The organism is Halococcus salsus, from assembly GCF_009900715.1.
Taxonomy (GTDB): Archaea; Halobacteriota; Halobacteria; order Halobacteriales; family Halococcaceae; genus Halococcus; species Halococcus salsus.
The window spans coordinates 286,724-300,836 of record NZ_JAAAJC010000003.1; the positions used below are offsets into that span (position 1 = coordinate 286,724).

The window sequence follows — 14,113 nt, forward strand, 5'->3', positions numbered from 1 at the left end:
GTTTTATGGCATCGGCAGTGCAACTATCGACACCGTATCGGGGAGCAACGGCCCGGTCGTCGTCCGGTGAGAGGGACGCGGCTCAGAACTGGACGAACGCGTCCGGGTCGACCGCGTCGTCGAACGCGCGGCCGTAGAGGGCGGCGACCGTCTCGCGGATGGCGGGGAGCTGGTCGGCCCCGTCGTCGCAGCCTCTCACGCACCGGGCGGTGATGCCGGTCTCGTACTGTTCGTACCGAAGCCGCCCGTGACACCGCGGACACCGGGGCTCGACGTGGGCGTGCATCCAGTCGACGTCGTAGCCGGCGGTCGCGAGCCGGCGTCGGAGCGCGTACCAGACGTGGACGTCCCAGGACTCGGCCCCCTCGCCCACCCGTTTGAGGCGTGCGAGCGCCAGCGCCGCCTTTCGGTAGAGCCGGTCGTCGGCGGGCCGGTGACGGTCGTGGCAGTCACGGAACCGGTTGAACAGCGCGGCCTTCGAGGACCGGACCGCGCCGGTCGTGAACTCGCCCGCGGCCTGGGCCGCGAGCGAGCGCTCGTCCGCGGTGACGACCCGCTTCGGTCGCCCGGTCTCGTCGTAGTATCGTTCGTCGGAAAGCGATGCACCCGTCTTGGGACAGAAAGCGTCTTCTCCTATCATTGTTCGTCCTCCCGGTCGGGATGTCCGGAGCCGTTCCACGGCCCGGCGAGAGGAGCCGTGGCAGCGCGGGGACTGGTCACCCGTCCGGTCGATGCCGCGGGGGATGGCCCCCCTCGGGGGAGTGGCGAGAGAAGTCGCCGGTCGGTGGTGGCCACTCCCGATCGGCGGCACGACCGCTGCACTGGGCCATGGGACGTCATCCGCGCAGGAGTGCGCGTCATCCGGTCCGATCCTGTGATAAACCAAATTCAATCCTTTCGTAAAAAACGTTTCGTCGGTATAGAACGATGGGCTATTGTGGGAAAGCGGTGGCCGACGCGGAGCCTACATCCCGAAGGCGATCGGGAGCGGAGGCTGGACGAGGAGTACCGCGAGGCCGGCGAGGAACGCCGCGAGTCCCGTCGCGGTCGCGACCTCGCGGCCCCAGTCGGGGAGGCGTTCGAGCGCGACCACGCCGGTCAGAACCACCATCCAGACGAGGTTCATCTCGCCGAAGAACGGCATGAGGAGGAAGAAGGGCCCGAAGCAGACCAGCACACAGCTGCCCCCGTGGACCAGCCCGTTGGCGAAGCCGGCACCGAGGCCGTTGGTGTGGGCGTCGACGGACGCACAGCACGTCCGCAGCCGGGACTGCTTGAACGACGAGAGCTGGTAGAGCCCACAGCAGACGAGGGCACCACCGACGACGAGGGCGGTGTGGGCACGCGTGACCCCGTAGATACCACCCGGCAACGCCGCGTCGAGCCCGAGCGGGAGCACGCCGGAGCCCAGCCAGACGAGGGAGTAGCCACCGAGAAAACCCGTGACGGCGGTCGTGACCGCGAGCGCCGACCCCTCGTGGGCGGCGGCGTACTCCCGGACGAACCGGGTCATCGCGGGCTGCATCATCGCCCACATCATCACCCCCCACATCACGAGGTAGCCCGCGACCGCGCCGAGCGTGCCGACGTGGAACACCCCGCGTTCCATCGCCCCCGGTGCGGCCATCGGGATTCCCGCCTCCATCAGCCACATCATCCCCGGCATCGGGAGGTGGCCGTCGGCCACCAGCAGCCACCAGACCACGTCGAGGAGGACCATCGCCGCCACGGCCGCGGTCGTCCGGTCGAACGAGACGTCGAACCGGGCGGCGAGCCACGACCCGGTACCCTGGTCCGTCATCGGCCACCCACCGGCCGCTCGGGCGGTCGTCCACCGCCAGTCGGTTCGCGTTCGTCGTGTCGGCCGGAACGCGAGACTGAGCGATCGTTTTCGGTCCATCTCGCACGGTCCGCGAGGGGCTTCGTTCCCATCTCCGTTCGTGAACGCGCTCGATCCCGGATTAAAGTGTAAACATACTGTTGTGAAATGCTCCGTTCGAGCGAGTGGTCGGGAGTCGGCACCGTCGAGTTCGCCGTGACCGGGGAACCGGAACGGTTAACAGTTTTTAGGTTTGCCTAAAGATATGTCGCGCGACGGCACGAAACCAGCGAGGTCACGGCGGGGGGCAGTCCCGTGACCGAGCTCGGCGGGACCCGGCCGTGCATCGACGGTTCGCGAACCCCTCCGATCGGTTCGGGAGGGGGTCCGGGGACGAGCGAGCGCCGACCCGTCGAACGCCGATGAGCGGAACGGCGCAGTACCTGCTGGCGGTCTACATCCTCGCACAGCGGGGGGAGCCACCGGTCGCGCCGGGTGCCATCGGCGACCTCCTCGGGAAGTCGCCGGCGACGGTCACCGAGATGCTCCAGCGGCTCGAAAGCGAGGGGTCGGTGACCTACGAGCCGTATCACGGAGCGACGCTGACGGAATCGGGCCGCGAACGCGCGGCGACGCTCCACGAGACCTACGTCACCGTCTCGTGGTTCTTCCGGAGCGTCCTCGAACTCGACGAACACGAGGCGGAGGCGATGGAGATGGCCGGACTGGTGAGTCCGTCGGTCGCGAGGCGGCTCGCGGCGACGCTCCCCTACGACGACCCGGTCGCGGACCGTTCGTGAACCACCATCGAGACGGGTTCCTTCGGTCGGGAGGTCACCGTCGGGACCACCTCGAGGTTCCGGTCGGAGGCGAGTTCGAGGTGGTAGTCCTGGTAGACCGTCGCCAGCAGCAGGCGGGCTTCGAGCATCGCGAACCGGTCGCCGATACACCGGCGCGGGCCGGCCGAGAACGGGAAGTACGCGAGGTGTGGCAGCGACTTCTCGAACGCCCGCGTCCAGCGGTCGGGGTCGAACGCAAGCGGGTCGTCGTACCAGCGGGCGTCGCGATGAACCACCCACTGATTCATGAAAACCTTCGCGCCGGCCGGGACCGGGTAGCCGCCGAGTTCGTCGGCCGCCTCGGCCTCCCGGACGATCCCGGGGACGGGCGGGAAGAGCCGCATGGACTCCTTCACGACCCGTTCGGTGTAGGTGAGGTCGGGGAGGTCGGCCATCGTCGGGCGCTCGCCGTCGAGGACCGAGTCGAGCTCCGCGACGAGTTTCGTCTCGGCCTCCGGGTGCTGGGCGAGGAGGTAGGTGGTGTACGTGAGTGAAACCGCCGTCGTCTCGTGGCCCGCCGTGATGAGGGTGATCGCCTCGTCGCGGATCTGTTCGTCCGAGAGGGGGTCACCGTCGTCGTCGCGGGCGGCGAGCAGCATCGAGATCACGTCGTGTTCGCCGGGGTCGGCGCGCTTCTCACGGATGATCTCGTCCACCACGCCGTCGAGGGTCTCGCGGGCGCGAGCCATCTTTCGGCGGGAGGGCAGGGGAACCGCCTCCGGGAGCAGGAGGTTCGGGAGGCTCGAGGTCGCCGGCAGGAAGGCGTTGACGGCGCGTTCGATGTCGTCGACGTACCGGTCGATGTCGACGCCGAACAGCGCCTGTGAGACGATCCGGAGGGTGAGTTCCATCATGTCCTCGTGGATCGCGCGCGTCTCGCCGTCCTGCCAGTCCGCGAGCATCGTATCGGTGAACTCGGTCATCATGTCGGCGTAGACCTGGATCCGCTTCGGGTGGAAGGACGGCTGGACGAGGTGGCGGTTGCGACGCCACGCCTCGCCCTCGCTGTTGAGGATGCCGTTGCCGGTGAGCGGACCGAGCACGCGCTGGAACTGCTGGCCCTTCACGTAGTTGGTGTTGTTGTGGACCAGCACGTGCTCGATGTCGTCCGGGTGGTTGAGCTGGTAGACCGGTCCCTGTGGGCTCTCCCAGTGGACGACGTCGCCGTACTCGTTCGCCATCCGCTCCCTGAACGCCAGCCCTTCGAGGACCGACCTGGGCATCGACCCGACCACGGGAAGCCCCGACGGGCCGGGCGGGTACTCGACGTCCGCTGTATCGTTACTCATACAGATCCCCCTACACGGGCGGCAGGGTTGGGAGTTCCCCCTAGCATGATGGAACCCATTATACGATCACCGAACCGGCGCGACCCGAAGCCGAGGAGCTACCGGGGTGGGTCCCGAAGCGGTGGCATGGCCGCCGAGACCCTCCGTTCCGCGACGGTGTCGTTGACCGGGATGGCAGCGGACCCCGTCGTCGCCCGGTTCGACCGGTCGGAGACGGTGTCGATCGAATCGACCCGGTACCTCGGGCCGGTCGACGACGGGCGGTACGTCGGGCTCTCCGACCTCCGGGGCGACCTCGACGTCGCGCGGGAACTCCTCGCGGCGAGCGACCGGGTCGAACGCTACGACGTCGCCGGCACCGGCGAGCACGGCATCGTCTACGCCCACTACCGGAGCGCGGGCCTCATCGGCGACCTGCTCTCGATCCTGTATCGGAACGACATCGTGGTCGACTGGCCGATCGACCACCGACCCGCCGACGAACCGCGGACCCAGCTCACGGTGGTCGGCACCGCCATCGGCATCCGGCGGGCGGTGGCGGCACTGCCCGAGCGGGTCTCGCTGTCGGTCGAGCGGGTGGGGCAGTTCGATCCGGCTGGAGACGACGCCCTCCTCACCGAGCGCCAGGCGGCGCTGCTCGACCTGGCGGTCCGGGAGGGGTACTACGAGGTGCCGCGCGGGACGACCCACCGCGCGCTCGCCGAGCGGCTCGACCTCGCGCCGGGCACCGTGAGCGACCGGCTCCAACGGGTCGAACGCCGGGTCATGACCGCCTACGCCGCCGACGGGTTCTGAGGGAGGAGAAAGGAACCCCGGCCGGTGGATTTATTACGGGAGTCGGGGATGGGTTGTGGCGTGATACCGATACTCGACGTGTTCGGACTCCCGACGACGACCTTCGTGATGGCGGTCGCGACGGTTCTCGCGGGAAGCCTCGGCGCGATCCACTACGTGGTGGTCCACACCATCATGGGCAAGCCGTTCCCCGGCGAGGAGGCCGCCGAATAGATGGTCAATCAGGTCTACCTCGGCGCGTTCATCGTCTACCTCCTCCTCGTGCTCGGGATCGGGCTGTGGGGCTACACCAGGACGAAGACCAAGGACGACTTCTGGGTCTACGGCAGAAATCTCGGGAAGTGGCTCGCGACGTGGTCGCTGGTGGCGAACTTCTTCAGCGCCGTCGCCGCCATTGGCGTCATCGGCGAGACCTCGCAGGTGGGCTACGCGATCCTCGTCGGCGTCAACTTCGGGCTGGCGCTCGGTATTAGTGGACTGTACTTCGTCTCCCACAAGGTCAGAGCGCTCGACAAGGTCACCCTCTCGGATATCGTCGCCAACGTGACGGGCCGGGAGTACGCCCGTCCCGTGACCGGCGCGATCCTGTTCGGCAACGCCTGGGTCTACCTCATCATCCAGCTCGTCGGCGCGAGCGTGCTCGTCACCGCCATCACGGGGGTTCCCTACGAGTACATGGTCTGGGTCATCGGGATCGTCTTCATCGCCTACACGGTGCTCGGCGGGCTCGTGAGCGTGGCCTGGACCGACCTGCTCCAGGGGACGGTGATGGTGGCGCTGATGACCCTCACAGCAGCCTACCTCGTCGTCGACTTGGGTGGATTCACCGCGACGAACACCCAGTTCGCCGCCATCGACCCACAGAACGTCACCCCGCTCGGCGGCCAGTACACCCTGATCACGATCGTGAGTTCGATCCTCGGCTTCTTCGGGACGATTTTTACTGGACAGAACGTCATCATCCGGATCAACGCCACGAAGGACGTCGAGACCACGAAGTTCCACCTCGCGGCCGGCGGGGTGATCATCGGGAGCTTCCTCGTCGTCACAACAGTTTTGGGTGCTGCAACGGGTGTCACGCTCGACAACGCGGGGGTCACGGTCACCAACACCGACCGGGCGTTCCCGATACTGATCACCGAGTACATGCCGACGCTGATCGGGACGGTGGTCATCCTCGGGATCATGAGCGCCATCCTCTCGACCACCGACACCCGTCTCCACGCGCTCGGGGTGACGGTGAGCCGGGACATCTACGACTACTTCCGGCCGAACACCTCGGACGAACACCAACTCAAGGTCTCGCGGTACGCCACGGTGGTCTTCGGGCTGCTCGCGACCGCCATCAGCGCGAACCCGCCGGGAACGATCTTCGACCTCTACAGCTTCCGGGCGGTGTTGCTCACCACTGGCCTTCTTCTACCCGTCTACGTCGCGCTCTACTGGCGCGGGTTCGACGGCCGGGTCATCCTCGCCTCGATGGTGCTCGGCGGGGTGGTCGGCGTCGGCACCGCGCTCGCGGGCGGAGCCCTGTTCGGCGTGCCCGCGACGCTGCTCGGTGTCGGCGTCGGTGCGCTCGTCCTCCTGGTCGGTCGCGTAGTGCTCTATCAGGTCCCGACGTCACAGTCGACGTCCTGACGCACGCGAACGCAGCTGACCGCTCGTGATTGGCCACTCCGCCCCCGGGAGGACGCGACCGAAGGCGCGGGAAGAGCTGTCGAAGAGACTGGCGACGGTCGGCGACGCGAGAACGACGTTCGTACGCTATATTTCGATCGGAAACGAACGGGAAAACGACTAAGATTGCAGAAACGAAAACGGTAGCCGACGACCATTCATGCTACCCGCCACGCGGAGACGGACGGTCATCGAGCTGGTGTCCGAGAACGGGGGCTGTTCGGTGAACGAGCTCGCCACGGAACTCGAGGTCTCGAAGGCGACCGTTCGTCGCGACCTCGGCGCGCTCGCGGACGAGGGCCTGGTCGAACGCACCCACGGCGGCGCGGTGCCGGTGACGAGCGTGGGCCGCGAACGGAGCCACCAGCAAAAGGGGATCCGGAACCTCACCGAGAAGGCGACGATCGCCGAGCGCGCGGCCGCGGAGATGGTCGGCGAGCAGGTGGTGTTCTTCGACGCGGGGACGACCACGATGGAGGTCGCGAAGCGGCTATCGACCGACGAGGCCGCCCTGGCGGTCACGAACTCGCCGCTGGTCGCGCTCGAACTCGCCGCCGAGGACCGCGACGTGAAGCTCACCGGCGGAACGCTGCGCGGCAGAACGCGGGCCCTGGTGGGCCCGACCGCCGAGGGGTTCATGGAACGGATGCGCTTCGACCTCCTCGTGCTCGGGACGAACGCGGTCGACGCCGACGGGCTGATGACGCCGAACGAGGCGGAGGCCCGGATGAAGGAGCTCATGATCGAGCGCTCGAAGCGGGTCGTACTGGTCGCCGACCACACCAAACTCGGCGAACGCAGCGTGGTCCGGTTCGCCGACCTCGCGGCCATCGACACGTTCGTCACGGACCGACCGCCCGGCGAGACCGAACGCAAGTCGCTCGAGAACGCCGACGTCCGAATGCTGGTGGGTGAATCGTGATCCTGACGGTGACGTTGAACCCCGCCGTCGACCACACGGTTCGCCTCGACGAAGCCCTGGAAGCCGGACGCGTCCAGCGCGCGAGCGAGGCGCGGTTCGACGCCGGTGGGAAGGGGATCAACGTCGCGAAGTACCTCGACGGGCTCGGTGCCGAGACGCTGGCTACAGGAGTTTTGGGTGGCTTCCTCGGGGAGTTCGTGGCGAGGCGGCTGACGGCCGACGGGATCCCACACGATTTCGTCGAGACCGACGGCCGAACCCGGCTGAACACCACCGTCCTCACCGACACGGAGTACAAGGTCAACCACCGCGGCCCGTCGGTCGATGGGGCGGTCGTCGACAGGGTGATCGACCGGATCGAGGCGCACGACCCCGAGACGGTCGTCGTGGCGGGGAGCCTGCCCCCGAGCCTCGGGATCGAGGCCATCGACCGGATCGCGGCCTCGACGGACCGGGAGACGGTCGTCGACGTCGGCGGCGAGCAGCTCGACCGGCTCACGGGGAGCTACACGCTCTGCAAACCGAACCGGGCGGAGCTGGCGGCGGCGACGGGCGCGCCGACCGCGACCGTCGAGGAGTGCGCCCGGGCCGCGGAGACGCTTCGGGCGACCGGCTTCGAGCGGGTCGTCGCCTCGCTGGGTGCTGACGGCGCGCTCGTCGCCACGCGGTCCGGGACCGTCCACGTTCCGGCCCCCGAAACCGAGGTGGTCGATACGGTCGGGGCGGGCGACGCGCTGCTCGCGGGCGTGCTGGCGGCGCTCGCCAACGGGGAGACCGGCGAGGACGCGCTCCGGCGCGGGGTCACCGTCGCGTCCCGCGTCGTCGGCGTCCCCGGCACCACGATCCCCGCTCGGTCGTCCGTCGGTGACGTGGGCTGAGCCCGGGACCGGGACGGATCGACCGTTTGCACGGTTTCCCGTCGTTCGCGGGATCTCGATCGGAAACGATCACGTTCGGTAGTATTTAGGCGATATAGGACGATCGTCGAGGAGAGTTCCATGGCCACCAGCGATTCGATGGAGGCGGCGATCAGGTCGTATCTCACGTCGGTGAAGGAGGACCTGATGACCGGCGTATCGCACATGATCCCGTTCGTCACGATCGGCGGGATCTTCCTCGCGCTGGCCTACGCGTCGGCGTCGGTCTTCGGCGACGTCAGGTCGGTGTTCGACGCGACGGGGACCCTCGGCTGGTTCCTCGCGCAGGTCGGCAACGCGGGGTTGACGATCATGGTCCCGATCCTCGGGGCTTACATCGCGTACGCGATCGCCGACAGACCCGGGCTCGCCCCCGGGTTCCTCCTGTCGTACATCATCCAGCAGGGTGAGGTGCTCAAGGCGGCCGGCGACGTCGTCGGGCTCTCGGGCGGTGAGGCGGGGGCGGGCTACCTCGGCGCGCTCGTCGCCGGGCTGCTCGCGGGCTACGTCGCGCGCTGGTTCAAGCGGCGCTCGGTCCCCGAATTCATCAAGCCGATGATGCCCGTGCTGATCGTCCCGGTCCTGACGATGGTGATCCTCTCGCCGATCGTGATCTTCGTACTCGGCGTGCCGGTGGCCATCGCGAACGCCGGGCTCACGAGCTTCCTGAGTGGGATGCAGGGGAGCCAGGCGCTCCTCGTCGGTGCGATCCTCGGCGGGATGATGGCGCTCGACATGGGTGGGCCGATCAACAAGGTCGCCTACGTCTTCTCGGTGGGCCTCATCACCGAGCAGATCTACGCGCCGATGGCGGCGGTGATGATCGGCGGGATGATCCCCCCGCTGGGGCTCGCGCTCTCGAACTTCGTCGCGCCGCAGAAGTACACCGCGGAGATGTACGAGAACGCCAAGAGCGCCGTCCCGCTCGGGCTCTCGTTCATCACCGAGGGGGCGATCCCCTACGGCGCGGCCGACCCGCTCCGCGTCATCCCCGCGATCGTCGCCGGGAGCGCGGTCGGCGGCGCGACGTCGATGGGGCTCGGGGTCACGATGCCGGCCCCGCACGGCGGGATCTTCGTGGTCCCGCTCTCGAACCAGCCGTTCGCCTTCCTCGGGTGTATCGTCCTCGGAACGCTCGTGACGGCCGTGATCGCGACGCTCCTCAAGCCCGACTTCGAGGTCACCGTCGCGGACCTCGAACGCGGGAGCGGGACGACCGGGGCGGCGGAGACACCGCGGTCGGCGGACGACTAACGCCACGATCGAACACAACACACATCATATAGCCACGAGATGGAACATGCAATGCTCTACGACATCGACCAACTGATGCCGACCGACCTGATCACGCTCGACGAGCCACCCGCCGAGAAGGAGGCCGCGATCGAGTCCCTCCTCGACGTGGTGGTCGACGCCGGGCGCGTCGACGACCGCGAGGCGGCGCTCGCGGCGCTCCTCGAACGCGAAGAGGAGACCACCACCGGCGTCGGCAAGGGGATCGCGATCCCCCACGCGCAGACGGACGCCATCGACCAGGCTTCGGTGGCCTTCTGCCGGTCGTCGGCGGGCCTCGACTTCGACTCGATGGACGACGAACCCGCCCACCTGGTCTTCATGATCCTGGTCCCCGAGGGCGGCAGCGACGAACACCTCGGGATCCTCGCGTCGCTCTCGCGCTCGCTGATGCACGACGACGTTCGCGAGTCGCTCTACGAAGCGGAGACCGCCGAGGACGTGCAGGCCACGATGGAGGCGGCGATAGACGATGACTGAACGCACGGTGACGGTGGTCCCCGAGGCCGGCCTCCACGCCCGGCCCGCCTCCGAGTTCGTCCAGACCGCGAACGAGTACGACTGTGACATCGAGGTCGGACCCGTCGACGGCGACCTCGTGGACGCGCGGAGCATGCTCGCCGTCACGAGCCTCGGCGTCGGCCACGACGAGGAGGTACGATTGGTTGCCGAGGGCGAGGACGAGGAGGCCGCGCTCGACGCACTCGAAACCGTGCTCTCGACGCCGGAGGGCGAGGAGTAATCACCGTCCCATGACCGAACGAACCCTGCGTGGTATCGGTGCGACACCGCTCTCGGCCGTCGGTAGCGTCGTCTGGTATCAGCCCGACGAGGCCGTCGACCTCCCGGACCCGCCGGCAAGCGAGACGGTCGACTCGGATACGGAGCGCGAACGGTTCGAGTCGGCGCGGGAGCGGGCGCGAGAGGAGTTGGAGACCGAACGCGACCGGGCGGCCGAGCGCGTCGGGAGCGACGAGGCCGCGGTGTTCGACGCCCACATCCAGTTTCTCGACGACCCGCAGATCGAGGGTGAGGTCGAGAACGGGATCGATAGCGGGCTGCCGGCCGAACACGCCGTCAAGGAGGGGTTCGCGAGCGGTATCGAGCAGTTCGAGGGAATGGAGGGCCGGATGGCCGAACGCGCCGACGACCTCCGGGACGTCCGCGACCGCTTCGTGCGGCTCCTCGTCGGCGCGGAGCGGCTGGACCTCTCGGGGCTGCCCGACGGAACGGTTGTATTCGCCGAGCGGCTCACCCCGAGCGACACCGCCCAGTTGGATCCCGATTCGGTGGCGGGGTTCGTCACCGCCACGGGCGGGCGGACCTCTCACGCCGCGATCTTCGCGCGGTCGCTCGCGCTGCCCGCCGTCGTCGGCGTCGGTGACGACCTCCTCGGGATCGAGGACGATACCACAGTAGTCGTGGACGGTGAGGCGGGCGAGGTGGTCGTCGAACCAAACGAGGGAACCCGCAAGCGGGCGGCCGAGACCGACCGTGCCGAGGTCCGCCACGAGCCGGTGACGACGGCGGATGGGAAGGCGATCGAGGTGGCCGCGAACGTCGGCCAGCCGGTCGAGATCGAGGGCGCGACCGAACGCGGGGCCGACGGCGTGGGGCTGTATCGGACGGAATTCCTCTTCCTCGATCGAGAGGAACCTCCCAATGAAGAGGAGCAGTACGAGGCCTACCGCGAGGCGCTCGCGGCGTTCCCCGACGGTCGCGTGGTGGTCCGCACCCTCGACATCGGGGGCGACAAGCCGATCCCCTACCTCAATTTGCCTGCGGAGGAGAACCCGTTCCTCGGCGAGCGCGGGATCCGGCGGTCGCTCGGCGTCGATGATGAACTGTTCGAGACCCAGCTCCGGGCGCTGGTCCGTGCCGCGGGCGAGGCTGAAGGGGATTTGGCCATCATGTTCCCGCTGGTCGCCACGGTCGAGGAGTTCGAGGCCGGGCGCGAGCGGGTCGAGGAAGTGGTCGCGGAGCTCGAATCGGCGGGCGAGCCCGTCGCACGATCCGAGATCGGGACGATGATAGAGACGCCGGCGACGGCGTTTCTGGCACCCGACCTCGCCGCCCGTGCGGACTTCCTCTCGGTCGGCACGAACGACCTCACGCAGTACGTGATGGCCGCCGACCGGGGGAACGAGCGCGTCGCCGACCTCCACGATCCCTGTCAGCCCGCCGTGGTGCGCGCGCTCCGGCAGGTCGTCGCGGCCACCGAGGGTACCGACACGTGGGTCGGGATGTGCGGCGAGATGGCGGGCGACCCCGCGCTGACCGAGCTCCTCGTCGGCCTCGGGTTCGACGAGCTGAGCATGAGCGCCGTCACCCTCCCCGAGGTCAAAACCCGGATCGAGGCGATCGATTCGACCGAGGCCGAACGCCTCGCCGAGCGCGCGCTCGACGCGAGCACGAAAGGAGAAGTGTACGAACTGCTCACAGAAGCCAACGGAGACCGAGACCAATGAAACTCGTCGCAGTCACGTCCTGTCCGACCGGTATCGCACACAGTCAGATGGCCGCCGAGAGCCTCGAACAGACCGCGGACCGGCTGGGTCACGAGATTCAGGTCGAGATCCAGGGGGCGATGGGGGCCGAGAACGAACTCGACAAGGCAACGATCGCCGACGCGGACGCGGCGATCATCGCCGCCGACACCGCGGTCTCGCGCGACCGGTTCGAGGCCGCGGCCGTCCCCGTCGTCAAGGCCACCGTGAAGGCCGCGATCAACGACACCGAGTCGCTGTTCGAGCGCGCCGAGGAGACCGGCGGGGGAGCGAAAGCGAGCGACACGGCCGAGACGGAAACGACGGAGACCGAACCCGCCGAGTCGAGCGTGGACGAGAACGACGAGGCCGACGCGAGCGCGCAGACGGGCTACGACGACCTCAGCCCGGACCAGATCGGCGGCGACCCGCGGAAGGGGCTGTTCGCCCGGATGAAACGTCGGTTCTCGTAGCGACGACAGTCGGAGTGTTTCCGACCGACGAAGGCGAGGTGACGCCTTAGTAGCCGAGTCGGTCGAGGGTCCGGTCGAGCGCGTCGTGATAGCGGCCGCCGAACAGCGAGACGTGAATCAGGAGCGGGTAGAGCCGGTAGACGTAGCGCCGGCGCTCGAAGAATTCGGGCTCGATCCCGCGATGTTCCCGATAGCGCTCGAAGAACGCCTCGCCGAAGGTGCCGGTCCAGTCGATATACGCGAGTTCGACCTCGGGGTGGGCGTAGTAGACCGCGGGGTCGAGGAACGCGGTGACGCGGCCGTCGCGCGAGAGGACGTTCGTGGTCCAGACGTCGCCGTGGATCAGGGATGGGGAGTCCGGTTCGGCGAGGAGGTCGTCGAGGTCGGCACAGACGGACTCGACCCGTTCGCCGATCTCCGGGGCGAACGACCGAGCCGAGAGGACCTGGCGGAGGCGGTGGTCGCAGTAGAACTCCACCCAGGAATCGGTCCACGGGTTCGGCTGGTGAACCGGCCCGACGACCGTGTCGCGTTCGAAGCCGTAGCTCGAAGCCTGCCGGTCGTGGAGCGCGGCGAGGTGGTCGGCCGCGTCCCTCGCGACGGCCGCGTCGTGGCTCGTTTCGCCCTCGACGTACTCGATGACCAGCAGGTCCGACGAGGCGTGGTGGACGGCGGGAACCGGCAGGTCGCTGTGGCTGGCGAGGAATCGAAGCATCCGGCCTTCGAGGTCGAGCGGCGTTTCGCCGACCTTCGCGACGACCCGTCGACCGTCGGCGAGGCGCGCGCGATAGACCGTGCCGATCTGTCCGCCCGAGAGCGCCGTGAACGAGACGGGAGCCGAGCCGAGGGCCGCGTCGACTTCGGCTTCGGGGGGAGTCGTCATCCGAGGGGAGTCCGGTCCGTGTAGGGATGAACGTGGTCCATCGCGGTCGCCGGTCGGACGGCGCGTCGTCGCGTGGATTGTGACGCGAGTGGGTTCGGCGACACGGCTCGGTAAGGTGATCCGCGAACCCGGATCAGCTGGACGGGTCGCGGCCGAGGGTGTGGAACGCCTCGTTCGGGCGGATGTCGGCGAACGTCGACATCCGGTTCGAGAGGTTGAAGAAGGCGGTGACGCTCGCGATGTCCCAGACCGCCTTCTCCGAAAAGCCCGCCTCGCGGAGGCGCTGGACGTCCGCCGAGTCGACTTTGCCCGGTGAGTCGGGGAGTTTCACCGCCACGTCGAGCATCGTGCGATGGGGTTCGGCGAGGTCGGCGGAGCGGTGGTTGGCGGCGAGCTGGTCGGCGAGCAGCGGGTCGTCGCCGTAGATCCGGAGGAGTGCGCCGTGGGCGACGACACAGTAATAGCAGTCGTTCGCGCCGCTGACTGCCACGATTATCATCTCGATCTCCTCGCGTTCGAGCGCGGTGTGTTCGACCAGCGCGTCGTGGTAGGCGAAGAAGGCCCGGAAGTGCGAGGGACGGTAGGCGAACGCCGAGAAGACGTTCGGCGTGAACCCCGCGTCCTCGGTCTCGCGCTCGATGCGCTCGCGGACGTCGTCCGGAAGTGTCTCAGGATCGGGAACGGGAAACTCGCCCATTGGTTCCATATCCGACCGACGAC

16 protein-coding genes are annotated in these 14,113 nt (G+C 68.3%); 11 read left to right on the plus strand and 5 right to left on the minus strand.

The features are described 5' to 3' along the window. Positions 1 to 82 precede the first annotated feature (82 nt). Together GT355_RS10955 and GT355_RS10960 are read right to left on the minus strand one after the other, a co-directional pair. On the minus strand, positions 83 to 640 hold the full coding sequence (locus tag GT355_RS10955) for a hypothetical protein (protein ID WP_160134673.1): 558 nt from the start codon (positions 638 to 640) through the stop codon (positions 83 to 85). 324 nt (positions 641 to 964) lie between these two features. Beyond that, entirely contained in the window at positions 965 to 1,900 is a 936-nt protein-coding gene (locus GT355_RS10960; protein WP_240145779.1) for a DUF2182 domain-containing protein, read from the minus strand. A gap of 341 nt (positions 1,901 to 2,241) precedes the next feature. Here GT355_RS10960 and GT355_RS10965 point away from each other — a divergent pair, with 341 nt between their 5' ends. Beyond that, positions 2,242 to 2,619 carry a metal-dependent transcriptional regulator gene (locus tag GT355_RS10965; RefSeq protein WP_160134674.1) on the plus strand — a complete coding sequence of 126 codons (378 nt, stop codon included), beginning with the start codon at positions 2,242 to 2,244 and terminating at the stop codon, positions 2,617 to 2,619. Here GT355_RS10965 and GT355_RS10970 read toward each other — a convergent pair. Further along, complete coding sequence (locus GT355_RS10970; RefSeq protein WP_160134675.1) at positions 2,589 to 3,947, minus strand: cytochrome P450; 1,359 nt, start codon at positions 3,945 to 3,947, stop codon at positions 2,589 to 2,591. The two genes, GT355_RS10965 and GT355_RS10970, sit on opposite strands and share 31 nt — an antisense overlap. A gap of 126 nt (positions 3,948 to 4,073) precedes the next feature. Between GT355_RS10970 and GT355_RS10975 the strand changes: the two genes are divergently transcribed. From GT355_RS10975 to GT355_RS11020, 10 genes are all read left to right on the plus strand, one after another. Further along, positions 4,074 to 4,742, plus strand: a complete 669-nt coding sequence (locus GT355_RS10975) for a helix-turn-helix domain-containing protein (protein ID WP_160134676.1) — start codon at positions 4,074 to 4,076, stop codon at positions 4,740 to 4,742. A gap of 60 nt (positions 4,743 to 4,802) precedes the next feature. Further along, on the plus strand, positions 4,803 to 4,955 hold the full coding sequence (locus tag GT355_RS10980) for a hypothetical protein (protein ID WP_158589406.1): 153 nt from the start codon (positions 4,803 to 4,805) through the stop codon (positions 4,953 to 4,955). Further along, entirely contained in the window at positions 4,956 to 6,380 is a 1,425-nt protein-coding gene (locus GT355_RS10985; protein ID WP_160134677.1) for a sodium:solute symporter family protein, read from the plus strand. It abuts the gene before it with no gap. Between the two features lie 199 nt (positions 6,381 to 6,579). Beyond that, positions 6,580 to 7,341, plus strand: coding sequence for an HTH-type transcriptional regulator GlpR (gene glpR / locus GT355_RS10990; RefSeq protein ID WP_160134678.1), 762 nt, complete (start codon positions 6,580 to 6,582; stop codon positions 7,339 to 7,341). Next, complete coding sequence (gene pfkB / locus GT355_RS10995) at positions 7,338 to 8,219, plus strand: 1-phosphofructokinase (RefSeq protein WP_160134679.1); 882 nt, start codon at positions 7,338 to 7,340, stop codon at positions 8,217 to 8,219. The genes glpR and pfkB overlap by 4 nt, the downstream gene beginning before the upstream one ends. A 120-nt stretch (positions 8,220 to 8,339) precedes the next feature. Continuing rightward, positions 8,340 to 9,512 carry a PTS fructose transporter subunit IIC gene (locus tag GT355_RS11000; protein ID WP_160134680.1) on the plus strand — a complete coding sequence of 391 codons (1,173 nt, stop codon included), beginning with the start codon at positions 8,340 to 8,342 and terminating at the stop codon, positions 9,510 to 9,512. A gap of 51 nt (positions 9,513 to 9,563) precedes the next feature. Continuing rightward, complete coding sequence (locus GT355_RS11005) at positions 9,564 to 10,031, plus strand: PTS sugar transporter subunit IIA (protein WP_120073933.1); 468 nt, start codon at positions 9,564 to 9,566, stop codon at positions 10,029 to 10,031. Further along, positions 10,024 to 10,293 carry a phosphocarrier protein HPr gene (gene ptsH1, locus GT355_RS11010; protein ID WP_120073900.1) on the plus strand — a complete coding sequence of 90 codons (270 nt, stop codon included), beginning with the start codon at positions 10,024 to 10,026 and terminating at the stop codon, positions 10,291 to 10,293. The genes GT355_RS11005 and ptsH1 overlap by 8 nt, the downstream gene beginning before the upstream one ends. A gap of 10 nt (positions 10,294 to 10,303) precedes the next feature. After that, entirely contained in the window at positions 10,304 to 12,019 is a 1,716-nt protein-coding gene (gene ptsP, locus GT355_RS11015) for a phosphoenolpyruvate--protein phosphotransferase (protein ID WP_160134681.1), read from the plus strand. After that, positions 12,016 to 12,510 carry a PTS fructose transporter subunit IIB gene (locus tag GT355_RS11020; protein WP_160134682.1) on the plus strand — a complete coding sequence of 165 codons (495 nt, stop codon included), beginning with the start codon at positions 12,016 to 12,018 and terminating at the stop codon, positions 12,508 to 12,510. The genes ptsP and GT355_RS11020 overlap by 4 nt, the downstream gene beginning before the upstream one ends. Positions 12,511 to 12,556: 46 nt before the next feature. On the opposite strand, the gene GT355_RS11025 is transcribed toward GT355_RS11020, so the two are convergent. After that, positions 12,557 to 13,393 (minus strand): fructosamine kinase family protein, encoded by an 837-nt coding sequence (locus GT355_RS11025; RefSeq protein ID WP_160134683.1) that lies wholly within the window; start codon positions 13,391 to 13,393, stop codon positions 12,557 to 12,559. A gap of 133 nt (positions 13,394 to 13,526) precedes the next feature. Further along, positions 13,527 to 14,099 (minus strand): peroxidase-related enzyme, encoded by a 573-nt coding sequence (locus tag GT355_RS11030; RefSeq protein WP_160134684.1) that lies wholly within the window; start codon positions 14,097 to 14,099, stop codon positions 13,527 to 13,529. Positions 14,100 to 14,113 lie beyond the last annotated feature (14 nt).

Bases quoted from the DNA above. Each gene is read 5' to 3' on its own strand.
- GT355_RS10955 (WP_160134673.1), bottom strand. From the start codon at position 640: ATGATAGGAGAAGACGCTTTCTGTCCCAAGACGGGTGCATCGCTTTCC.
- GT355_RS10960 (WP_240145779.1), bottom strand. From the start codon at position 1,900: ATGGACCGAAAACGATCGCTCAGTCTCGCGTTCCGGCCGACACGACGA.
- GT355_RS10965 (WP_160134674.1), top strand. From the start codon at position 2,242: ATGAGCGGAACGGCGCAGTACCTGCTGGCGGTCTACATCCTCGCACAG.
- GT355_RS10970 (WP_160134675.1), bottom strand. From the start codon at position 3,947: ATGAGTAACGATACAGCGGACGTCGAGTACCCGCCCGGCCCGTCGGGG.
- GT355_RS10975 (WP_160134676.1), top strand. From the start codon at position 4,074: ATGGCCGCCGAGACCCTCCGTTCCGCGACGGTGTCGTTGACCGGGATG.
- GT355_RS10985 (WP_160134677.1), top strand. From the start codon at position 4,956: ATGGTCAATCAGGTCTACCTCGGCGCGTTCATCGTCTACCTCCTCCTC.
- glpR (WP_160134678.1), top strand. From the start codon at position 6,580: ATGCTACCCGCCACGCGGAGACGGACGGTCATCGAGCTGGTGTCCGAG.
- GT355_RS11000 (WP_160134680.1), top strand. From the start codon at position 8,340: ATGGCCACCAGCGATTCGATGGAGGCGGCGATCAGGTCGTATCTCACG.
- GT355_RS11005 (WP_120073933.1), top strand. From the start codon at position 9,564: ATGCTCTACGACATCGACCAACTGATGCCGACCGACCTGATCACGCTC.
- ptsH1 (WP_120073900.1), top strand. From the start codon at position 10,024: ATGACTGAACGCACGGTGACGGTGGTCCCCGAGGCCGGCCTCCACGCC.
- ptsP (WP_160134681.1), top strand. From the start codon at position 10,304: ATGACCGAACGAACCCTGCGTGGTATCGGTGCGACACCGCTCTCGGCC.
- GT355_RS11020 (WP_160134682.1), top strand. From the start codon at position 12,016: ATGAAACTCGTCGCAGTCACGTCCTGTCCGACCGGTATCGCACACAGT.
- GT355_RS11025 (WP_160134683.1), bottom strand. From the start codon at position 13,393: ATGACGACTCCCCCCGAAGCCGAAGTCGACGCGGCCCTCGGCTCGGCT.
- GT355_RS11030 (WP_160134684.1), bottom strand. From the start codon at position 14,099: ATGGAACCAATGGGCGAGTTTCCCGTTCCCGATCCTGAGACACTTCCG.